The 21,187-nt window shown below is 66.4% G+C and carries 22 protein-coding genes; 9 read left to right on the forward strand and 13 right to left on the reverse strand.

Annotated features, from left to right (window positions below; genetic code table 11):
• The first annotated feature begins 23 nt into the window (after window positions 1-23).
• The 4 genes from ASE59_RS16925 (at window position 24) to ASE59_RS16940 (ending at window position 2,739) form a co-directional block, all read left to right on the forward strand.
• On the forward strand, window positions 24-692 hold the full coding sequence (locus tag ASE59_RS16925) for a winged helix-turn-helix transcriptional regulator (RefSeq protein ID WP_056459080.1): 669 nt from the start codon (window positions 24-26) through the stop codon (window positions 690-692).
• Window positions 693-757: 65 nt separating this feature from the next.
• Window positions 758-1,759, forward strand: a complete 1,002-nt coding sequence (gene cobS, locus ASE59_RS16930) for a cobaltochelatase subunit CobS (RefSeq protein ID WP_056459083.1) — start codon at window positions 758-760, stop codon at window positions 1,757-1,759.
• 178 nt (window positions 1,760-1,937) lie between these two features.
• Window positions 1,938-2,324 (forward strand): acyl-CoA thioesterase, encoded by a 387-nt coding sequence (locus ASE59_RS16935; RefSeq protein WP_056459086.1) that lies wholly within the window; start codon window positions 1,938-1,940, stop codon window positions 2,322-2,324.
• Between the two features lie 121 nt (window positions 2,325-2,445).
• Entirely contained in the window at window positions 2,446-2,739 is a 294-nt protein-coding gene (locus tag ASE59_RS16940) for a hypothetical protein (RefSeq protein WP_056459089.1), read from the forward strand.
• A 240-nt stretch (window positions 2,740-2,979) separates the two neighbouring features.
• On the opposite strand, the gene ASE59_RS16945 is transcribed toward ASE59_RS16940, so the two are convergent.
• Window positions 2,980-4,830, reverse strand: coding sequence for a hypothetical protein (locus ASE59_RS16945; protein WP_056459092.1), 1,851 nt, complete (start codon window positions 4,828-4,830; stop codon window positions 2,980-2,982).
• A 94-nt stretch (window positions 4,831-4,924) separates the two neighbouring features.
• Between ASE59_RS16945 and ASE59_RS16950 the strand changes: the two genes are divergently transcribed.
• Together ASE59_RS16950 and ASE59_RS16955 are read left to right on the forward strand one after the other, a co-directional pair.
• A complete protein-coding gene (locus ASE59_RS16950) occupies window positions 4,925-5,356 on the forward strand; it encodes a GtrA family protein (protein WP_235515823.1) in 432 nt (143 codons plus the stop codon).
• 1 nt (window position 5,357) lies between these two features.
• Window positions 5,358-6,080: a class I SAM-dependent methyltransferase gene (locus ASE59_RS16955; RefSeq protein WP_056459095.1), complete on the forward strand. Its 723-nt coding sequence runs from the start codon at window positions 5,358-5,360 to the stop codon at window positions 6,078-6,080.
• A 517-nt stretch (window positions 6,081-6,597) separates the two neighbouring features.
• On the opposite strand, the gene ASE59_RS16960 is transcribed toward ASE59_RS16955, so the two are convergent.
• Both ASE59_RS16960 and ASE59_RS16965 read right to left on the reverse strand, forming a co-directional pair.
• Window positions 6,598-7,815: an ABC transporter permease gene (locus tag ASE59_RS16960; RefSeq protein ID WP_056459098.1), complete on the reverse strand. Its 1,218-nt coding sequence runs from the start codon at window positions 7,813-7,815 to the stop codon at window positions 6,598-6,600.
• Window positions 7,812-8,732 (reverse strand): ABC transporter ATP-binding protein, encoded by a 921-nt coding sequence (locus tag ASE59_RS16965; RefSeq protein ID WP_056459101.1) that lies wholly within the window; start codon window positions 8,730-8,732, stop codon window positions 7,812-7,814. Before ASE59_RS16965 ends, ASE59_RS16960 begins: the two co-directional genes overlap by 4 nt.
• A gap of 59 nt (window positions 8,733-8,791) precedes the next feature.
• Here ASE59_RS16965 and queG point away from each other — a divergent pair, with 59 nt between their 5' ends.
• Window positions 8,792-9,865 (forward strand): tRNA epoxyqueuosine(34) reductase QueG, encoded by a 1,074-nt coding sequence (gene queG / locus ASE59_RS16970; RefSeq protein WP_056459104.1) that lies wholly within the window; start codon window positions 8,792-8,794, stop codon window positions 9,863-9,865.
• A 163-nt stretch (window positions 9,866-10,028) separates the two neighbouring features.
• On the opposite strand, the gene ASE59_RS16975 is transcribed toward queG, so the two are convergent.
• The 3 genes from ASE59_RS16975 to ASE59_RS16985 all read right to left on the reverse strand — a co-directional run bounded on the left by ASE59_RS16975 (window position 10,029) and on the right by ASE59_RS16985 (window position 12,798).
• Complete coding sequence (locus tag ASE59_RS16975; protein WP_082458538.1) at window positions 10,029-11,453, reverse strand: GGDEF domain-containing protein; 1,425 nt, start codon at window positions 11,451-11,453, stop codon at window positions 10,029-10,031.
• A 272-nt stretch (window positions 11,454-11,725) separates the two neighbouring features.
• Entirely contained in the window at window positions 11,726-12,388 is a 663-nt protein-coding gene (locus tag ASE59_RS16980) for a peptidoglycan-binding protein (RefSeq protein ID WP_056459111.1), read from the reverse strand.
• A gap of 62 nt (window positions 12,389-12,450) precedes the next feature.
• Window positions 12,451-12,798 carry a hypothetical protein gene (locus ASE59_RS16985; RefSeq protein ID WP_156360154.1) on the reverse strand — a complete coding sequence of 116 codons (348 nt, stop codon included), beginning with the start codon at window positions 12,796-12,798 and terminating at the stop codon, window positions 12,451-12,453.
• 95 nt (window positions 12,799-12,893) lie between these two features.
• Here ASE59_RS16985 and ASE59_RS16990 point away from each other — a divergent pair, with 95 nt between their 5' ends.
• Complete coding sequence (locus ASE59_RS16990; protein ID WP_056459117.1) at window positions 12,894-13,910, forward strand: glycosyltransferase family 2 protein; 1,017 nt, start codon at window positions 12,894-12,896, stop codon at window positions 13,908-13,910.
• A 245-nt stretch (window positions 13,911-14,155) separates the two neighbouring features.
• Here ASE59_RS16990 and ASE59_RS16995 read toward each other — a convergent pair whose 3' ends face one another.
• The 4 genes from ASE59_RS16995 to ASE59_RS17010 form a co-directional block, all read right to left on the reverse strand.
• On the reverse strand, window positions 14,156-14,407 hold the full coding sequence (locus ASE59_RS16995; RefSeq protein ID WP_056459120.1) for a ribbon-helix-helix domain-containing protein: 252 nt from the start codon (window positions 14,405-14,407) through the stop codon (window positions 14,156-14,158).
• Complete coding sequence (gene cobT / locus ASE59_RS17000; protein WP_056459123.1) at window positions 14,404-16,233, reverse strand: cobaltochelatase subunit CobT; 1,830 nt, start codon at window positions 16,231-16,233, stop codon at window positions 14,404-14,406. Before cobT ends, ASE59_RS16995 begins: the two co-directional genes overlap by 4 nt.
• A 230-nt stretch (window positions 16,234-16,463) precedes the next feature.
• Window positions 16,464-18,554 (reverse strand): RelA/SpoT family protein, encoded by a 2,091-nt coding sequence (locus tag ASE59_RS17005; RefSeq protein ID WP_056459126.1) that lies wholly within the window; start codon window positions 18,552-18,554, stop codon window positions 16,464-16,466.
• Window positions 18,555-18,606: 52 nt separating this feature from the next.
• Window positions 18,607-18,912 carry a CC_3452 family protein gene (locus ASE59_RS17010; RefSeq protein ID WP_056459129.1) on the reverse strand — a complete coding sequence of 102 codons (306 nt, stop codon included), beginning with the start codon at window positions 18,910-18,912 and terminating at the stop codon, window positions 18,607-18,609.
• 139 nt (window positions 18,913-19,051) lie between these two features.
• On the opposite strand from ASE59_RS17010, the gene ASE59_RS17015 reads away from it, so the two are divergent.
• Window positions 19,052-19,519, forward strand: a complete 468-nt coding sequence (locus ASE59_RS17015) for a winged helix-turn-helix transcriptional regulator (RefSeq protein ID WP_056459132.1) — start codon at window positions 19,052-19,054, stop codon at window positions 19,517-19,519.
• A 163-nt stretch (window positions 19,520-19,682) separates the two neighbouring features.
• Here the strand turns inward: ASE59_RS17015 and ASE59_RS17020 are convergent, their stop codons facing one another.
• The 3 genes from ASE59_RS17020 to ASE59_RS17030 all read right to left on the reverse strand — a co-directional run bounded on the left by ASE59_RS17020 (window position 19,683) and on the right by ASE59_RS17030 (window position 21,034).
• Window positions 19,683-20,174, reverse strand: coding sequence for a DUF4142 domain-containing protein (locus ASE59_RS17020; protein ID WP_082458562.1), 492 nt, complete (start codon window positions 20,172-20,174; stop codon window positions 19,683-19,685).
• Between the two features lie 92 nt (window positions 20,175-20,266).
• Window positions 20,267-20,530 carry a DUF2061 domain-containing protein gene (locus ASE59_RS17025; protein ID WP_056459135.1) on the reverse strand — a complete coding sequence of 88 codons (264 nt, stop codon included), beginning with the start codon at window positions 20,528-20,530 and terminating at the stop codon, window positions 20,267-20,269.
• A gap of 105 nt (window positions 20,531-20,635) precedes the next feature.
• Window positions 20,636-21,034 carry an MAPEG family protein gene (locus tag ASE59_RS17030; RefSeq protein ID WP_056459139.1) on the reverse strand — a complete coding sequence of 133 codons (399 nt, stop codon included), beginning with the start codon at window positions 21,032-21,034 and terminating at the stop codon, window positions 20,636-20,638.
• Window positions 21,035-21,187 lie beyond the last annotated feature (153 nt).

A 21,187-nucleotide genomic window follows, 5' to 3' on the forward strand; every position in this document is an offset into this window, starting at 1 on the left:
CCTGTGGGTTACAAATTGCAACGATGGAGTTAGAAAAAGTAACCAAGGCGGACAAGCGACGCTATGACGATGCCTGTGGCGCGGCGTTGGGCATGGAATATGTGGGCGAGCGTTGGGCGCTGCTGCTGATGCGTGAGTTGCTGCTTGGGCCGCGCCGCTTCGGCGAGTTGCGCGCTGGGCTGCCGGGGATCAGCGCCAATGTGCTGACGCAGCGGTTGAGCGGGCTAGAGGCGGCGGGGATCGTGCATCGCCACCGCCTTCCACCGCCCGCCAATGTACAGGTCTATGAACTGACGCGCTGGGGCTATGAAAGTGAACCGGTGGTGCTGGCGCTGGCGAAATGGGCGCTGCGATCGCCCACGCATGATCCGTCGCTGCCGTTTTCCGCCGTGTCGCTGATGCTGTCGCTGAAGATGCTGTTGCTGCCGGAGCGGGCGGGGGGCTGGCAGGCGCGGGTCGCGTTCCGGTTCGGCGAGGACGCCTATGTCGCGACGCTGGCCGATGGCGCGTTGCATGTCCGGCGCGGGGCGGGGGACGTCGAGGCGACGCTGTCGGGCGCGCCGTCCGCATTCCTGCCGGTCGTCTATGGCGGACGGCCGCTGGCGATGGTGGAGGCGATCACGGTCGAGGGGAACCGGGCGATTGCCGAACGGTTCACGACGCTGTTCCGCCTGCCGCCAAAGGTTGAGTAGGCGGCTTCGACTTCCTAAAGACGCCGCGACGCTCCCGCCGGTGCGCCGAGCAGCGAAAGGCCCGCATGACCACCACCGATACCCCGCCCGAAGCATCCGCGACCACGATCCTGAGCGCGCCCGACCGGATGTTGAAGGTGCGCGACCTGTTCGGCATCGACAGCGATCTCGAAGTGCCCGCTTTCTCGATTGCCGACGAACGCGTGCCCGACGCCGATCCGGCCTATGTGTTCGATCCCGACACGACGCTGGCGATCCTGGCGGGCTTTGCGCACAATCGGCGGGTGATGGTGCAGGGCTATCACGGCACCGGCAAGTCGACGCATATCGAACAGGTCGCAGCAAGGCTGAACTGGCCGTGCATCCGCATCAACCTCGACGCGCATATCAGCCGCATCGACCTGATCGGGCGCGACGCGATCGTGCTGAAGGACGGGCAGCAGATTACCGAGTTCCGCGAAGGGTTGCTGCCATGGGCGTTGCAGACGCCGACCGCGTTGGTGTTCGACGAATATGACGCCGGGCGCCCCGACGTGATGTTCGTGATCCAGCGCGTGCTGGAGACCGAGGGCAAGCTGACGCTGCTCGACCAGAACCGCGTGATCCGGCCCAACCCGTATTTCCGGCTGTTCGCGACCGCGAACACGGTGGGGCTGGGCGATACGTCGGGGCTGTATCACGGTACGCAGCAGATCAATCAGGGGCAGATGGACCGGTGGAACATCGTCGTCACGCTGAACTACCTGCCCGCCGCCACCGAAGCGCGGATCGTGCTCGCCAAGTCGGGCGAGTATGACAAGGTCGGCGGCAAGGACGCGGTCGAGAAGATGGTGCGCGTTGCCGACATGACCCGGCGTGGGTTCGTCAACGGCGATATCTCGACGGTGATGTCGCCGCGGACGGTGATTACATGGGCACAGAATGCGCTGATCTTCGGCGATGTCGGTTTCGCGTTCCGGCTGTCGTTCCTCAACAAGTGCGACGAGGCCGAGCGGGCGCTGGTCGCCGAATATTATCAGCGGGTGTTCGGCAAGGACCTGCCCGAGAGCGTGGTGGCGAAGGCGTAACTTCCTTCACCCCTCGCTGAACAGGGAGGGGCGGGGGTGGGTTGGCCTGCGAGCGAATGCCGCGCGTTTCACGGACCTACCCACCCCCCACCCCTGCCTTGTCAGGGAGGGGGAGCGCGTCACGGAGCCTTGCCCGCGCAGCATTGACTCGCATGTCAGCAACGCCCACGCTCAAGCCATGGCACATCAGCATCCGCTTGCCGTCGCCCCGGGCGACATCGACCATATGGGGCACGTCAACAACGCGGTGTACCTGTCATGGGTACAGGACGCGGTGGTCGCCTATTGGGAATGCGTCGCGCCGGCCGAGGCGGTGGCGAAGCATCTCTGGGTCGCGTTGCGCCATGAGATCACCTATCGCCGTCCAGCCTTCCTCGACGATACCATCGTCGCGACGGTAGTGGCGGAACGGGTCGAGGGGGTACGTGCCTATTTCTCGACACTGATCAAGCGGGGCGAGGAGGTGCTGGTCGAGGTGCAGAGCACATGGTGCTCGCTCGATTCGATCACCAAGCGGCCGGCGCGGCTGGCACGCGATGTGGTGCACCGCTTCCTCCCTGAATAACGATTTCGTTTTTTGCAATTGCGGTGAAAACCTGTGCAGTTGCGATGCTGCGCTGCAAAATGCACATCTCTGGCAACGAAACGACGCATGAGCGTCGGTCCCAACAAACCGGAGAAAATTCATGCGCAGCTTTGCCGCCGCCGCCGCCTTTCGTGTCGCCCTCGTCGCCGCGGGCATGCTGATCCCGACGCTCGCTTCGGCGAACGAGATCGAGCGTGACGGCTACAAGTTCGACTACACCCGCAGCGTTGCCGATAATGGCGCGACCGTCCTGAAGGGCACCGTCGTCACCAGCGGCGAGCCGTTCCGCCTTGAAGTGCGCGACCGCAACGTGTCGGGCGAAGTCGGCGGCCGTCCGGTCCGCTTCCGCATCGCCAAGCCGCTGACGCCGGTGAAGCAGGTTGCTGCCCGCTAAGCGATAAGGCCCGCGCGGTCTGAAACGCCCGCCCCCGACAAGGGGGCGGGCGCTTCGCGTTTGGGGGTTGGTGCTCCTGTTTCTATCGCCGAACCGTTCGCGCTGAGTAGGGGCCAAGCGAAGTCGAACACCCGTACCGAAGCGCCTGCGATGGTCCTTCGATACGCCCTTTCGACTTCGCTCAATGGCTACGCAGGACGAGCGGTCTGGAACAAGGACTTCTGCCCTTCGATCCCTGTGTCAGCGATTCGCGGACGAACCTGCCATCCCGCTGTAATCGATCCGCCACAGCCGCAGCGGCGATCCCTTGGGCAGCGGGACCGGCGACAGCCAGCCGGGCATCTTGTTATGCGCCAACTGGTCGTAGAACCCGCCGGGTGAGCGCGCGCGATAGACGGTGGTTTCGGCCATGTTGGGGCAGGTCAGCAGATAGGTCGCGCCGTGCCGGCGGGCGATCGTGCGGAAATTGTCCGGGTCGCCCTGAAACGCATGATGCACGTCGAGGATCGCGTCGCCATTGCGGTGATAGGGGCCGGTGATGCCGTCATGATGCGTCGCGACGATCAGGCGCGGCCCCAGATCGACATGGGTGAACATTACCGCGCGAGGCAGGCGGTTCAGCGCCTGTAGCGCGGGCAGGCTGGCGCAGCGAGCCCCGGCGCGCAGTATCTGTTTCGTGCGCGCGTCCTGCGGCTTGATGCGGACATGCTTCGTCAGGCCGCTGTCGGGCAGCATCGACAGCAGCTTGCCGACCTGATCGACGAACAGGTTGCCGAGCAGAAGCAGCGAGATCACCCCCGCCGTGCCCAGCACGCGTACCGCCGCGTGCCTGCGCGACAGCAACCACGGGACCAGCATCCAGGCGAGCGCCACCGTCCCCGGGATCGCCAGCAACTGCGCGGCCGGCCCCGAACGGATTTGCCAGAACAGCATCGCCACCGCGAAGGTCGTGAACAGCGTCACGACGGCCCAGCCGACGAAATCGGCCGAACGCCGCGCGCGCCAGGTCGCGAAGATCGCGCCGAGCAGACCAATGATCGGTCCGGTCACGATCAACAGGATCGTCCGTCCCGGCATGGTGTAGAGCGGTTTCGCTTCGCGCACATTGTTCAGCCAGGTGCGGGCCAGTTCCTCCGACACGCCTTCGGGCCGCGCAAGGCATTGCGGGAACAGCGTCGCGAACGCGCCGGCCAGCACCGCCCCCGCGACCAGCGTCAGCGCCAGCCGCGCTCCCCAAGCCTGCGGTCCGATCCGCGCGATCAGCACCAGCAGCGCGCCGCCCGCCACGACCGCCGACAGCCACACCGGGGTCAGCGCGTCGCAGCGCATCGCGTAATTGGCGTTGGAGGCGAAGGCGACGAAGCCGATCGTGCTCGCCCCCGCCAGCGTCGCGCCATAGACGGTAAGTCGCCGCGCCTCCGCCCGGTCCCACACCCAGCGCAAGGCGACGATCGCGCCGGCCATCGCGCAATAGGGCAGGAGTTCGAGGCCGATGGTCAGCGACAGCGCCGACGACAGACCGACGACCATGCCGCCGCGCGCCTGCCGGTGATCGGCGATGCCGGCGACGGTCCAGGCGAGGCAGGCGAGCTGCCAGCCATGATGGTCGATGCGTTCGGGCATGAACATCAGCAGCGTCGACGAACAGCCGAGCAGGAACAGCACCGCCAGCGGCCATGCGACCGGCGACACCAGCCGCCGCACCGTGACCGACAGGGCGATCAGCGCGACCCCCATCGGCAGCAGCGGCGCGATGCCGACCGCCAGCCGCTCGGCCCAGACCGGCCCGGCAAAGGGTTTGAACAACAGGATCAGCCCGGCGATCGGCAGGTCGACCAGCCGCGACCAGTGGATGTCGAGCCCGCCCGGCGGGTTCAGCCGGTATTGGCGCAGATCGTACCAGCCTTGCCCGCCCAGCCATGCGCGGACCTGCATCAGCCGCATATTGTCGTCGGTATCGGACAGGGCCAGCCAGTGGACCGCGTTCCACCGTTGCCACAGGAACCATGCCGCCAGCACGACCCAGGCGAGCAGCAGCCAGCGCAGCCAGTGCCGGTCGAGTTCGCGGGCGAAGGAGGAATGCCTGGTCAAAACTACTTTCCCCCGCGCCCGCCGCGATCTACGGCGGCTGTCCTGCCATGGTGGCAAAGGCGGCGCTGTATCGGATGGCGCGCAAAGGACAAGGGTGGGGACGCGGGTGATCGCGCGGATCGAACGACTGATACCGGACGGGGTGCTGGGCCAATTGGTCCGGTTCGGCATCGTCGGCGGGCTGTCGACGGTGATCTATGCGATCGTGTATCTGCCGCTGGTGTCGTATGTCCTGCCGACCGGCTATGCGTTCGCCGCGGTCGTGCCGGCGTTCATCGTCGCCGCCGCCTTCGGCTGGGTCGCGCACGGCCGGTGGAGCTTTCGCGACCACGGCACGCGGTCGGGCGGCGCGGAACAGCCGGTCAAGTTCCTGCTGGTGCAGGGATTCGGCATGGTGCTGAACGGCCTGTTCACCTTCGGGCTGGTCGATCTGGGCGGGCTGGCGGACTGGGTGCCGCTGGTCCCCGCCGTGCTGGTCACCCCCTTCGCCACCTTCGCGCTCAACCGTTCATGGGTATTCGGATAAGATGGACCGCATCGTTTACGACCGCATGGCAGCGCACGACTCGACGCATTGGTGGTATCGCGCGCGGCGGGAAATACTTGCCGATTATGTCGAGCGCTATGCCGGGTTGCAGCCGGGTGCCCGCATTCTGGAGATCGGGTGCGGTACGGGCCATAACCTGCCGATGCTGGCCGGGTTCGGCACGGTCGATGCGATCGAGATCGATCCGGCGGCGCGCGCGATCGCCAGCGAGCGGCTGGGCAAGCCGGTCGGCACCGCGCCGCTGCCGACGCTCGACGGGGTCAGCGCGCAGTATGACCTGATCGCGGTGCTCGACGTGGTCGAGCATATCGAGGACGATGTCGCCACCTTTCGCGGCATGGCCGATCGGCTGGCGCCGGGTGGCAAGATTCTGGTGACCGTGCCCGCGCATCAATGGATGTGGAGCGCGCATGATGTGGTGAACCACCACCATCGCCGCTATTCGAAGGCGACGCTGGCCAAGGCGATCGCGGACGCAGGGTTGAAGCATAACGGGCTGCGCTATTTCAACTCGCTGCTGTTCCCGGCTGCCGTCGCGGCACGGGTCGCGGGCAAGCTGACCGGCAAGGACGACAGCGACGATTCGCCGCCGCCCAAGGTTTTGAACACCGCGTTCGAAGCGATCTTCCGGCTGGAGCGCTATCTGATCGGCCGGATACCGATGCCGCCGGGGCTGTCGATCGTGACGCTGGTGTCGAAATAGGGCCTGAGTTGATTCCCGGACTGGTCGTTTTGCTTCACGCTCTTATGGCGTGAAGGCAGGTGAACGGGGCGGTCCAGCAGGACAGGTGACTGCGTTCACGAACCAGTCTTCGTGCTTCGCCTTCGCGGCTGAGCGGCCGGTGTCTGTCCAAGAATATCTGTTCGAAAATCAACAAACCTGTTCCGGTCGGTACGACATGATAGGCCGTTGATGATCGCGTTGTGACGTTGATGTAGAACAGCACTGGTCGACGGTCCCGCAGGCACCGCCTAGCTGCTGCGGTCCATTGAGATCGATATCGTCTTGCATCCCAAATGGCCGTGCTCGACACGAAGGGCTCTTGGAGTTCACCCAATGAAACCCAGCCGTAGCGATACCTGCGCCCCGGAAGGAGTCGTCCGACCGGGACAGGTGTGAAAGACAAAGCCTGCCGACGTCTCATCTGGCGGGTTTGCAAGATTGCGGCGGGGGCTGCCAAGCGACTTCCGCGTTGATGACGCGTTTATTCCTCCGTCCACTACCCCCGCCGGAACCACCGGAACTTCGGCCCCGCCGATTGCAAAACCCCGCGCCGGAACAGTCGCGCGCCGATGACGATCGTGATCGCCACCCACAGCAATTGCCAGGCCAGCGCAGCGATATGCGGCCACCATTCGCCGCTGGTCGCGGCGCGGGCGGCCATGGCGAACGGGCTGCTGAACGGGAAGATTTCGGCGGCGAGCGCGACCCAGCTGCCCGGTCGGCCGATCGCGGCAAGGGCGAAGCCAAACATCGCCATCTGGAAAATAGTGATCGGCAGCGACAGCATCTGGATTTCGCGCGGCGTCGATGCCTGTGCGCCGACCGTCAGGAATACTGCACCCAGCAGCATATAGGCCATGGTGAAATAGAGAATATAAAGCAGGACGAAGCCGGGAATACCGATCGCCGGGGCGATGCCCGAAATCCCTTCGGCAAATTCGGGTGGAAGCAACGCGCCGATATTGATGCCGACCGCCGCCCAGAAGGCGAGAAACAGCACCGCCACCCCGAACATGCCCAGCAGCTTGCCAAGGAAAACCGATTCGAGCGGCACGGCGGCGGCCAGCACCTCGATCACCTTGTTCGAACGTTCCTCCGCCATCGTGCCGACCGCTTGGCCCGCGAGCATCAGCGTGACGACGAACAGCGAGACGACGGCGAAGAAGCCCGCCGCGCTCTTCCCGCCAAGCGACGTGCTGCTGCGCTCGACCCGGGTGAAGGTCGGTTGCGACAGTCGATCGGGGCCGAGATTGGCGCGGATGTCGCGGAGCGCCTGTTCAGCCAGTGCCGCCATATAGCGGGCGGTGGTCGATTGGGGGTTGGCATGGATCAGTTGCGGTCGGTCGAGCGGGCCGTACAGTACCGCAGGCACGTCGATATCGGGATCGGACAGCAGCTTACGCGCCTGTGCCGCAGGGTCGGCAGCCGGCGTGACGGTGACCAAGGCGGGCAGGCCGCGTTCGCGCGAGATTGCCGGACGGATCAGCGCATCGGCGGAGCGCAGCCGTGCGGCGTCGGCTGGGGCTGCGATGGCGTAGATACGTTCCTTGCCCTCCGCATTCTGGCCGACGCTTTGCGCGCCGAGGCTGCCGACCGCGCCGAAACTGCCGAACAGCAACGGCGCCAGCAGGAACAGGAGGAACATCGGCGTCATCACCGTCGCGATGAAGTCGCGGCGGGCGATGGTCAGCGTCTGGCGGATCAGCCGGCTCATGCTGCCTGCTCCGCATCGGCTTCGCCGACGATGCGTACGAACGCGTCGTGCAGGCCGGGCCGTTCGATTGACAGCCCCGATATGCCGTAGCCCGCGTCGATCAGTCGCACCAATATCCCCTCGATACCCTCTTGCGGCAGCGTGAAGCGCCAGCCGCCGCGTTCTTCGTGCGCATCGTCCGGCAGCAGCGCGGCGATGCCGGGGCTGGGGTCGCGCGGGACATAATGCGCCTTCATCGGCAGCAGCGCGCGGGCATCGTCGACGGTCCCTTCGAACCGGCGCTTGCCGCCGGCGATGATACACAACCGGTCGCACAGTCGTTCGGCGTGCGCCATGACATGGGTCGAGAACAGGATCGTCGCCCCCCTGTCGCGCTCCGCGCGGATCAGTGCCTCCAGCCGTTCCTGATTGACCGGGTCGAGGCCGGAAAAGGGTTCGTCCAAAACAAGGAATTCGGGCTGGTGGACCACCGATCCCAGCAGCTGGACGAACTGCGCCATGCCCTTGGACAGCTTACGGATCTTGCTGTCGATGGCGTGGCCGAGACCCGCCTGTTCGAGCATCACCGCCGCCCGCTTGCGCCCGACCGACCAGTCCAGCCCCCGCAACGCACCCATGAATGCGATTGCCTCGCGCGCCTTCATGCCCGGATACAGGCCGCGTTCCTCGGGCAGATAGCCGACCCGGTCGGATGCGTCGCGCGGCGCCGATTGGCCGAGGAGGCTGCGATGCCCCTCATCGGGTTCGATGATGCCGAGCAGCATGCGCAGCGTCGTCGTCTTGCCCGCGCCATTGGGGCCGAGCACGCCATACACCGCGCCGTACGGCACCTGCAGGTCGATGCCGTCGACGACCCGCCGGTCGCCGAAACGCTTGACCAGTCCGTCCGCGCTCAGCGCCCAATTTCCATCCGGCAAACGACATCCCCCTGCACGTCGCCCTTTAGCGCGCGTCGGTAAGAGGGTAGCGGGGGGAGGTGACCGGAGACAAGGGCCAGCCGAGCGATATCGTGACCCGTATTCGCGCGAAAGCGGCCGAATGCGGTTTCGTCGCGTGCGGCATCGCCCGCGCCGACGCCGCGCCGCGCACCGCCGAGCGCCTTCGCCAGTGGCTGGACGAGGGGCGGCACGGGTCGATGATCTGGATGGAGGAGCGCAGCAAGCAGCGCGGATCGCCCGCCGCGCTATGGAGCGAAGTGAAATCGGTGATCGCGCTGGGCATGAGCTATGCCCCCGCCGTCGATCCGCTGGCGCTGGCCGACGTCGGCGATCGGGGTCGCATTTCGGTCTATGCGCAGGGCGGCGATTATCATGACGTGGTCAAGAAGGCGCTGAAGACGCTCGGCCGCTGGCTGGCGCAGGAATCGGGCTGCGACTTGAAGGTGTTCGTCGATACCGCGCCGGTGATGGAAAAGCCGCTGTCCGAAGCGGCGGGCCTCGGGTGGCAGGGCAAGCATACCAATCTGGTCAGCCGCGACCATGGCAGCTGGCTGTTCCTGGGGGCGATCTACACCACGCTCGACCTGACGCCCGATATGGCGGCGCGCGACCGGTGCGGGTCGTGCGATGCGTGCCAGCGGGCGTGCCCGACCGATGCGTTCCCCGCGCCCTATCGGCTAGATGCGCGGCGCTGTATCTCGTACCTGACGATCGAACACGCCGGGCCGATTCCGGTCGAGTTCCGCTCGCGCATCGGCAACCGCATCTATGGCTGCGACGATTGTCTGGCGGTGTGTCCGTGGAACAAGTTCGCCGATGCCGCCGCCGCCAACCGCGCCTTTGCCGGGCGGGCGGAGTTCGCCGCGCCCCGGCTGGCCGACCTGATCGCGCTGGACGATGCCGGGTTTCGCGAGGTGTTTCGCGGATCGCCGATCAAGCGGATTGGGCGCAACCGGATGGTGCGCAACGCGCTGATCGCGGCGGGCAATAGCGGCGATCCGGGGTTGGTCGGGCCGGTGCGAACGGCCTGCGCCGATGCCGATCCGGTGGTGCGCGACGCGGCGCAATGGGCGTTGGCGGAACTGGGCGTGGGTGGGGACGGAGCGAAATAGGGTTCGCGCAAAGGACGCGAAGATGTTGCGAGTGCTGCGGTTTCAGCCTGTCCGGCGAAGCCTCGGCCCCCGCCTTGGTGATCCGTGGGACCGCTTACGCGGGTATGGTTGCCCGGAACGCGACCGCTTCGCGTTCTTTGCGCCTTTGCGCGAACAAACCTTTCTACGCCGCGCGCGCCGCCTCGGGCGTGTCGAGCCATTCGATGCGGTTCCGCCCGCTGCGCTTGGCGCGGTACATCGCTTCGTCGAGGCGGCGGAGCAACGGCGCGGCGTCGGCGGGGAGGCGGGTCAGGTGGCAGGCGCCGATGCTGGCAGTCGCGTAGATCATGGTGCCGTGCCAGTCGATGCGCTGCGCGACGATGGCGCTGCGCAGGCGTTCGGCGGCGCGGTGGGCGGTGGCGCGGTCGGGGGCGGACAGGAGCATCGCGAATTCCTCGCCGCCCAGCCGTCCGCACAGATTGTCTGCATCGCAAGCGCTGCGCAGCGTATCGGCAACGGCGCGCAGCACCGCGTCGCCCGCCGGATGGCCGTGCCGGTCGTTGATCGCCTTGAAATGATCGAGGTCGAGCCAGAGTAGCGCGAGGCCGCCTCCCGACGGCAGGGGCTGCGTGAGGCGTTCCTGCAATCGCTGTTCGAACGCGCGCCGGTTGAGCAGGCCGGTCAGCCCGTCATGATCGGCGGCGTCGCGCAACTGGCGCAACAGCGCGTCCTGCACCGTCATCGCGCTGCTGATCGTCAGCGGGACCAGGACCAGAAACGCGACCGCGATCCGGACCGACAGTACCAGGCGCGGGATCGCCATGTCCTGCCCGATTTCGACCAGTTCGAGGCCGATGGCGACGAGGCAGCCGGTACCGAGCAGCATGGTGAGCACCGCGGTCGTCGCCACCGAATAGGTCAGTGCGCAGAGCAGCAGCGCCGGCATCGGGAACATGATGCTGCCCGGCCCGTCGAATTGCACCGCCGCGAAGCACGACAGCAGCAGCGTCAGCGCCGGCCAGAGCGGCTGTTTGGCAAGGCGCGGCGGCTGGGCATCGGGCTGGCGCAGCGTCAGCAGTACCGGCAGCACGACGAGATAATTGACCAGTTCGCTCGCGGGCCATGTCTGCATCGTCTGCGCGACCGATCCGTTAAATTCGACCACGACCAGCACCGCGCCGACCAGCGCCGCCACGATACAGCCGGGGATCAGGCCGGCGAGGATGCGCAGCACCGAATGGGTCCGCTCCAGCCGCAGATCGGCCGGGTCGAGCCGTCGCAACGCCATCGTGGCGGTCAGCGCCCCGGCGCCGTTCGCGGTGGCGAAGAAGGCGGATCGGCCCAGCGAGCTGCCGAACAGCATGTCGCCGACAACGAAGCCGAGCAGCGCACCCGCCCAGCCCGACGGCCGGTACAACCCCGGCATCCGCAGCATGATCCCGACCAGCAGAGCGTTGGCGGGCCAGAAGGCGACCGAGAAGGTGTGGCGGGTGAACAGGCCGATCATCGCCCCGCCCGCCGTCACGACACCGACCAGCACGAAACAGCGCAACATCGTCCATTCGCGCGGACAACGGACCAGAAGCTGGGATGGGGCGGCGGGCGACATGCGCGGACGCTACGGCCGGGAGATGAAGAATCAGTAACGCGTGTCAGGGCCGATCGACCTTCGGCGACGATCGCGAATTTCCGTCATTCCCGCGTGGGCGGGAGTCCATAAACGCTGACGTTTCGGTTGGATTCGCGACTGGCGCCATGCGGGGGAGTAACGATTGCAGGTAAAGCAGTCGTCTCGCTCTCAGGGAACTGAATGTCGTCGACCTCTCCCCTCCCTTGTCAGGGAGGGTAGAGGTCGAACCGTCCTTGAATGTCGACCGGCCCTTAGGTCAGTCCGCTCTCCCGCCGGACGCTGGCCAGTTCGGCGTTGCGCCGCCCCTGCAAATGCGCCCAGTCGCGGAATGTCCAGTCACCGCCCCAGATCAGCCCTTCGGCCTTCCCCGCCGCACCCAGCGCGCGAAAGAAGATGTGGCATTCGGGTTCGGTCCAGTACCAGCGGTCGTCGACCAGGTCGGCGGCCCATGCGGCAGGCAGACCCTCGGGCGTCTGGGCATTGTGGAAGCTGAAGCCGACCTGCGTCACGCCCTCGCGCAGCAATCGCCGCTGCACCGCGACCGATCGCCAGCCATAGACGATGGTCGGGCGCAGACCGTCCCGCTTCAGCGTAGCGATGACGCGGACGATGCGGCTGCGGAAGCGGGGATGGAGGCTGGCGAGCTTGCGCTCCTTCGGCCAGTTGCGGCTGTCGCCGTCCCAGGTCGCGCGGGCCTTGGCAAGTCGGCCGATGGTCTGTCCGCCGGGATCGATCCGCCCATCCGCATCGAAGCCGAACCGATCCTGCGCGGTGCGGATCGCGGCGATCAGACGCGGTCCGGCAAGGCCGTCGACGGCACCCGGATCGATACCGATCCGCAGGAGCAGCCACTGAACCGCGCGCACATCTTCCGCTTGGTTGGTGCCGTCCTCGCCTACGCTCGCCTCGATCATCGCGTCGTTCCCCCGTTGCCACGGGTCGGGGTGGCAAGCGAACTCCTACATCGCAAGCCGGATCATTTGGGCCGTGCCCGTGCCGCGTCGACCTGTCCGCGCAGCGCCAGCGTACGGTCGGCCAGCGCCGGGGCATTCAGCGCGATCGGACCGCCCTGTCGATATTGGCGGTTGAGCCGGTCGATGATCGCGCTTTGGACCAGCAGTTCCCGCGCCTCGGCCCGGGTCAGGTCGCCGCGGCGGCGTCCGTCGCGGATCGAGCGGTTGATATCGCCCAGATCGCTGGCGACCGGCGACGTGGCCGATGGGGCCGCCGGCCTCTCGCGCACCGCCGATCGGCCTCCGTCCCAGATCTGTGCGCCTACGGGTGCAGCGAAGATCAGCAACAGGAACGGAAGGGCGGCACGCATCGGCATTCCTCCATCGACGGCTGATCCTAACCGGGATGTGGCATCAGCGCCATGCGGCTTTTCCAACCGCGTCGCATGGAGTAACGCAGCCGCCCATGATCCGTCCCGCGCTCTCCGTCGTCGTCCCCTGCTATAACGAGGCCGCCTGCCTCGACACGCTGCACGCCCGGATTTCGGCGGCGGCGCAGGCGGTGGTCGGCGACGATCATGAGATCGTGCTGGTCAATGACGGATCGCGCGATCAGAGCTGGGCGGTGATGGAACGGCTTGCCGCCGCCGATCCGCGGCTGGTCGCGATCAACCTGTCGCGCAATCACGGGCACCAACTGGCGCTGACCGCCGGGTTGGACCTGTGCGCGGGCGAACGTATCCTCATCATCGACGCGGATCTGCAGGACCCGCCCGAATTGCTGGGGCCGATGCTGGAGACGATGGCGAGCGAGGGCGCTGACGTCGTCTACGCCGTGCGGCGCAAGCGTGAGGGCGAAACCTTCTTCAAGAAGCTGACTGCCGCCGGCTTCTACCGCGTGCTCGACCGGGTGACCGACACGCCGATCCCGCTCGACACCGGCGATTTCCGGTTGATGACCAGGCGCGCGCTCGACGCGTTCCTGAGCCTGCCCGAACAGGCGCGCTTCATTCGCGGGATGGTGGCGTGGGTCGGGTTCCGGCAGGTGCCGTTCCCCTATGACCGCGATGAACGGCTTGCCGGAGAGAGCAAATATCCGCTGGGCAAGATGATCCGCTTTGCGCTCGACGCGGTGACCGGTTTCTCGACCGCACCGCTGCGGCTTGCCAGCCATATGGGGCTGGTGCTGACTGCGCTGTCGCTGCTGCTGTTCGCCTATATCGCGATCGGCTGGCTGTCGGGCAGCGCGGTGCAGGGGTGGACGTCGACGATGCTGGTCGTCGTGTTTCTGGGCGCGGTGCAGATGTTCGTGCTGGGGATGATCGGCGAATATCTCGGGCGGCTGTATGTCGAGTCCAAGCGCCGGCCGCTGTATCTGGTGGCGGACGTTGCCGGGCCGGTGAAGGGGCGGGCGAGTTTGGGCTACCGGGCGGGGGATCATAACGAGGTTACGGTCGCTCCGGTTTTGCCCGATCAGCAGTAGAAGGTTGGTCTCACGCGACGGCGCGGAGAAGGAGGTTGATTTCGCGCAGAGGCGCGGAGGCGCCGAGGGGTTCCGAACTCGGACAGACCCTGCAGCGAAAGCGGCTGTATGGTTCGTTGCAGCGAAAGATTGGGTCTCCCGATCACGGGAGATGGCCCCGAGCGAAACCCCTCTGCGCCTCCGCGCCTCTGCGCGACCACTATCTTCTGCCTTCTTCGCGTCTCCGCGCCTTCGCGTAAAACAACTTACGGAGCGCCAACCTCGCCCAGCAACCAGGACCGGATCGCGCTCGCGAGGTTGGGCGGGTCGTCGCCCTCGATCCGCACAGCGTCGATCGCCGCGACCAGCGCCGACAGTGGCAGCGACCGCCGGACCGCCGCCGCCTCCAGCGCGCTCCAGAAACCGGGTTCGAGGCTGATCGACGTCGCGTGGCCGGCGATGGTGATCGATCGCTTCACCGGCCCGCGAAAACCGCCGGGCGGGGCGGTCGGTTTCACGGGGTGTCGAACAGCGAGGCCAGCTGTTCGATCATCGTCCCCGCCAGCTGCTCGGCATCCATGATCGTGACGGCGCGATTATACCAGCGGGTCACGTCATGGCCGATGCCGATCGCGACCAGTTCGACCGGCGACTTGCCCTCGATCCACGCGATCACCTGTCGCAGATGCCGTTCGAGATAGCTGCCCGAATTGACCGACAGCGTCGAGTCATCGACCGGCGCGCCGTCGGAAATGACCATCAGCACTTTGCGGTCCTCGGGCCGGGCCAGCAGGCGGCCATGCGCCCACAGCAGCGCCTCGCCGTCGATATTCTCCTTGAGCAACCCCTCGCGCATCATCAGTCCGAGCGATTTCTTCGCGCGGCGCCACGGCTCGTCAGCCTGCTTGTAGACGATGTGGCGGATATCGTTCAGCCGACCCGGCTGCAGCGGACGACCGGCGGCCAGCCATGATTCGCGGGCCTGCCCGCCCTTCCACGCGCGGGTCGTGAAGCCGAGAATCTCGACCTTCACCCCGACGCGTTCGAGCGTGCGGGCAAGGATGTCGGCGCTGATCGCGGCGATGCCGATCGGGCGGCCGCGCATAGACCCCGAATTGTCGATCAGCAACGTGACGACGGTATCGCGGAATTCAGTGTCGCGCTCGATCTTGTAGCTGAGCGACTGCGCCGGATTGATGACGACACGCGCCAGCCGCGCCGCGTCTAGCAGCCCTTCCTCCTGATCGAAATCCCACGATCGCGACTGCTGCGCCATAAGCCGGCGTTGCAGCCGGTTGGCGAGCTTGGTGACGACCCCCTGCAACTGCACCAGTTGCTGGTCGAGATAGGCGCGCAGCCGTTCGAGTTCGTCGGCGTCGCACAGTTCGGTTGCGGCGACCACTTCGTCGAACTTGGTGGTGAAGGCGCGATATTCGAATTGCGGGTGCAGGTCGGCGAAGGGGCGGTTGGGGCGGACCGGCATCATGCCGCCCTCGTCCTCGCCATCGGCCATGTCGTCGCCCTCGGCGTCGACGTCCTCGCTCATGTCGTCGGACTGGCCGTCCGACTGGTCGTCGCTGCGATCCTCGCCGCGCGCCTCGACCTGACCCTCGCCGCCCTGCTGTTCGCCCTGGTCGTCGCCGTCGTCCTCGGGGGTCTGTTCGTCCTCGCCTTCCGAATCATCGCCGCCGTCATCGGCCTGTTCGGGTTCGATCTCGCCCTCGACCAGTTCGAGGTCCTCGAGCAGGCGGGTGATGCCGCGCCCGAACGCGGCCTGATCGGCGACCAGCGCCGCCAGCGTATCAAGCTGCGCGCCGGCACGCTCTTCGATCCAGTCGCTGATGAGCGCCATGCCGGGCGCGGCGGCGGCAGGCGGGGCGCGGCCGGTCAGCCGCTCGCGCACCAGCATCTGCACCGCGGTCGACAGCGGCACTTCGGCGCGGGTGCGGGCGCGGGTGATCGGGTCCGAGCGCATGCGCATGTTCAACGCATGGTCGAGATTGTCGGCGATGCCGTCATAGCCTGCCGAGCCAAGCGCATCGACACGGGCCTGTTCGACCGCGTCATAGACGGCGCGCGCGACCGCGTCGCCCGGCGCGCTGCGGGCGTGGAGCGCGGTATTGTGGTGGCGCATCCGCAGCGCGAAACCGTCGGCAAGGCCGCGCGCTTCGGCCACCTGATCGGCGGGCAGCGCGCGGGCGGGCATTGGCACCTTGATATGCTTGCCAGAGGCGGTCGGCGCGTCGGCCGTGAACGCCAGTTCGACTTCGGGTTCGTCGGCAATCGCGCGCGACGTGCCGCGCAGGACGTCACGAAACCGGTCGAGCGGGGATTCCTGTGCCATGGGCTGTGCTTTGGGGATTGGGGACGGGGGAGGCAAGGGGGATGGTCAAGTTCCTCCCCGTGCCGGGGAGGAACTTGCGCGAACCGATCCTCCCCACATGGTGGGGAGGGGGACCATGCGTAGCATGGTGGCGGGGGAAGGCCGCGGACGCTGCCGTTCCGAGCGTGGACACGCCCCTCCACCACGCCCTTCGGGCGCGGTCCCCCTCCCCATGAAATGGGGAGGATTTGCTAGATTCGCTCCGCCTTGTTTACCGCGTCCGCCGCGCGCAGGCCGGCGAGAAGCTTCATCAGGTGCGGCGCGTCGCGCACCTCGACATCGATCGTGTTGGTGTGGAAGGTCGTGTCGCGGTTGTCGAGCCGCAGCCCGAGGATGTTCGCCTTGTGCCCGCCGATGACGGTCGCGACCGCGCCCAACGCACCGGGTTCGTTCTTCAGCGTCACCGCGATGCGTGCGGTCGCGCCCTCGGCATTGTTGCCCCAGGTCAGGTCGATCCAGTGATGCGGATCGATCGCCTCGATCGTCCCACAACCGATTTCGTGGACCTCGAACCGGCCGTCGCCGCGGCGGATGCCGATGATGCGGTCGCCCGGCACCGGATGGCAACAAGTGGCAAGATCGTAGCCGACGCCGGCGGTCAGCCCCTTGATCTCGATCGGTGCGCGCTGGGCCGGGATCGGTTCGGCCTTCGGGTCCGCGACCGCGCCGGGCATCACCGCTTCCATCACCGCTTCGTCGGTCAGCTTGCCGTGCGCGAGACATTCGAACAGCGTCGCTTCGTCGGCGATCTTCAGGCGCTTCAGCCCCTCGGCCAGCGCATCGGTGCCCGGCGGGACCGGTAGGCGGGCGATCAGTTCCTGATAGAGCCGCTTGCCGAGCGCCACCGTCTCGTCGCGCTCGCGCAGGCGGATATAGCGGCGGATGGCGGCGCGGGCCTTGCCGGTGATCGCGAAGTTCAACCAATTGGCCTGCGGACGCTGCGCCTTCGACCGCAGGATCTGGACCTGATCGCCGTTCTTGAGTTCGGTTCGTAGCGGCACGACGCCGCCATTGACCTTCGCGCCCACCGCCTGATCGCCCAGATCGGTATGCACCGCATAGGCGAAGTCGATCGGCGTGGCCCCCTTTGGCAACTGGTGCAGTTCGCCCTTGGGCGTGAAGGCGAAGATGCGGTCGGCATACATCGCCATGCGGGTATGTTCGAGCAGCTCCTCCGGACTCTCGGCATTGTCGAGGATTTCGACCAGATCGCGGATCCAGCGGACCTGCGTATCGGGGCGTACCGCATCCTGCTTGTACGCCCAGTGCGCGGCCAAGCCGAACTCGGCCTGCGCATGCATCTCGCGGGTCCGAATCTGAACCTCGATCCGCATATTCTCGGCATGGATGACGCTGGTGTGGAGCGAGCGATATCCATTGCGCTTGGGCGTCGAGATATAATCCTTGAACCGCCCCGGGACCATCGGCCAGCGGCGGTGGATGATGCCGAGCGCCCGGTAGCATTCCTCCTCGCTGTCGACGATCGCACGGAAGGCGATGATGTCCGACAGCTGTTCTAGCGTGACGTGCCGCTCCGACATCTTGCGCCAGATCGAATAGGGATGCTTGCGCCGGCCCGACACTTCGGCGGCGATGCCGTGGCGGTCGAGCATGGTCTTCAGGTCGCCGCCGATCTTGGCGACACGATCGCCGCCGCCTTCCTCCAATTGTTCGAGGCGGCGGGTGATCGATTCATAGGCTTCGGGTTCGATCTCGCGAAATGCCAGCGTCTGCATTTCGTTCATGAACTCGTACATGCCGATCCGCTCGGCGAGCGGCGCATAGATGTCCATCGTCTCGCGCGCGATCCGCTTGCGCTTGTCGGGCTTCGAAATGTGATGGAGCGTGCGCATATTGTGCAGCCGATCGGCCAGCTTCACCAGCAGCACGCGGATGTCGTCGGACATCGCCAACAGGAATTTGCGCAGATTCTCGGCGGCGCGTTCGTTCTCGGTCTGCGCCTCGATCTTGCTGAGCTTGGTCACGCCCTCGACCAGCCGCGCGACATTTTCGCCGAACTTGGCCTGGATCTCCTCGTGCGTGGCGACGGTATCCTCGACCGTGTCGTGCAGGATCGCGGTCGCGATCGTCTCGTCGTCGAGATGCAGGTCGGTCAGGATGCCGGCCACCTCGATCGGATGGCTGAAATACGGGTCGCCCGACGCCCGTTTCTGGCTGCCATGCGCGTGCATCGAAAAGACATAGGCGCGATTGAGCAGCGCCTCGTCCGCGTCCGGGTCGTAGGTCTTGACCCGCTCCACCAATTCATACTGCCGCAGCATGGGTTATAGATGGAGCGGGCGGGTCGGGCTTTGCAACCGTTTTCGCGCGGGGTCAGGCACCTTTGGCGCGGATGTTGCATTTTGCGAGCTGTTCGGGGGCGAAGACCGCGCCGTTGGCGGTGAAGGCGGTCAGCGGCCCGAGCTGCGCGGCGGCAAGCTGACACATGGTCAGGTGGCTGCCATCCGCGCGCGGCGTCGCGCAACGCTCGGCGGTGCACTTCCACAAGGTGCTGCGGGTCAGGAGCGTGTCGGCGACGGGTGCGGACGCCGGCACCGCGCTATACCCGCGATTTGGCTGTGCTGCGGCGGCGAAGGGCAGGGTCAGCGCTGCGGCGGTCAGCAGGGCGAACATCTTCATCGGCTCTGGCTCCATTGGGCGATTTGATTAGGACGGCGTCTAATATACACCAATGTAAGTTGCAAGTTGATATGTTTGCTGCAATCGCGAAATTACCGCTATTCCTTTGCCTGCCGCCATGCGCTAGACCCGGGGGTAGATGACGACTGCCCTTCGAGAACCGCTGCGTGACCTCGCCAACCAATGCAGCCTGCCGGCCGCGCTGGAAGCGATGGGCGAACGCTGGTCGTTCCTGATCCTGCGCGGATCGTTCAACGGCCTGTCGCATTTCGAGGAGTTCCAGTCGGAACTGGGCATTGCCCGCAACATCCTGGCGAACCGGCTGTCGCGGCTGGTCGGGCACGGCATCCTCGAACGACGCGCGGTCGAGAGCGACCGGCGCAAGATCGAATATCGGCTGACCGAAAAGGGCTATGCGCTGCTGCCGACGATGGTCGCGCTGCGCCAATGGGGTGAGCGGTGGGAGACGGGCGTGGTGGCGACACCGGTGCTGGTCGATGCCCGCGACCGGCGTCCGGTACAGCCGGTGGCGGTGTGCAGCCATGACGGTCGCGTGCTGGGCAAGGGTGATCTGGTCTGGTCGCTGCCAGAGGACGTAGCCGGCTAGACCGGCCCGATCGACGACCGACTACGTCGCCCCGGCGAAGGCTGGGGCCTCTCGCGGCTCCTGCCGCATGCTATTATCGGGAGATTCCAGCCTTCGTTGGGACGATCGGTGTGGAACGGAGAATAGTCCGACCGGCGAGCGCACCCGCCGGTCGGTTTCGGACCTACATCCCCTGCAACATCTCGATATGATGCTGCACCACTGGAGCCGTGGCGGCGGCGACGGTCTTGAGCGGGGCAGCGGTACCGCCTTGCGCATAGCCGCTGTGCAGCGCCAGCGCCCGCTGGTGCGCGGTGCGCTGTTGCGTGACGTAGGTGCGGTCGCGCTCGGCGCCGGTCTTGGCGCGTAGTTCGGCGACCATCTGCGCCTGCATCGGCTCCAGCTTCGCGGCGGGCACGCGGACGCGGGCGGTGGTCGCCGCCTTCTTCACGTCAGCAGTGCTTTTCTGATGATCGCGGATCATCATCGTCGCGAAGTCGCGGATCTTCGGATCACGCGTCGATTGCAGTACCAGCTGGCTGGAGGTGCGTTCGTACAGATCACTTGCCCCGGCCTTGGCGACATAGGTCGCGGCGTCGGTGGTCTGGGCCGGCAACGGAGCAGCGGTGAAAGTGGCCGCGGCTGCGGCAGCGGCGATGAGCGTCAGGCGTACCATCATATTCTCCATAGGAAGCGGTGATGGCGACCCAACGCGCGTCGTTGCAAAACGACACGGCGCAAGCGGGTTAACTGATTTGGATTATTAAATTAATTGGCCGGAAGCGTCGCGGGTTCGGTGGTCGGTGCCGGATCGGCGCGGTGGCCCCAGCGGACCAGCGACCATGCGCGTTCGTGGAAATAGAACAGCGTGATCTTGGTCAGCACTTCGGTCCCGGCGATCGCTCCGGCGAGCTTGGCCGAGCCGGAGAACAGCAGCCCCAGGACGAAGGTATCGATCGATCCGACCGTGCGCCATGACACCGCCTTCACGAAACTGCGCGGATGGCTTTCGAGACCCTTGAAGACGAACATGACGCCGAACCTCCACCCGCGAGGAAATTGCGGGTCGCGCGAAGCTGCGGCAATCGATCGCAGCGGCGTAGCGAGTTTATATTCTGGCGAACGAAGCGGCGCTTGTCACAACAGGCGGATCAGCATCAGCAACAGGCCCAGCATCGATGCGATCCAGGCGAAGCTGCGCACGTAAGGCACGCCGAACAGGTAGAGCGGGTGATAGAGGATGCGCGCGACGAACCACAGCATCGCACCGGTTGCACCCAGCCCGCCGGTGCGACCGCTGACCGCCAATGCGAGCGCCAGTGCGATGAAGGCGGGGTAGCTTTCCTTCAAATTGTCGAGCGCGCGTTGTGCGCGACCCGCCATGACGCCCTTGGGCGCATTGTCGCCGTCGCGGGGGCCGGCATTCCACTTCGTGCCGCGCTCGCGCGTTGCGAACTGGCCCTGGATCATGATGGCGACCGTCAGCAGCACGACCGACCAGCCGAGCAGGGTAAGTTCGATCGGCAACGTGGTCATCGGCGCGCTCCGTCAGGGGACGGGCGTATAGCGATGGGGGCGGGCGCGGGTTCCGCTCCCCTCCCTGGAAGGGAGGGGCTGGGGGTGGGTTGGCTTGCGAGGGAAAGTAAGCGCTTCACAACCGGCCGGACCACCCCCCCCCCCCCCCCCCCC

It is taken from the genome of Sphingomonas sp. Leaf10, assembly GCF_001421245.1.
Classification (GTDB): Bacteria; Pseudomonadota; Alphaproteobacteria; order Sphingomonadales; family Sphingomonadaceae; genus Sphingomonas.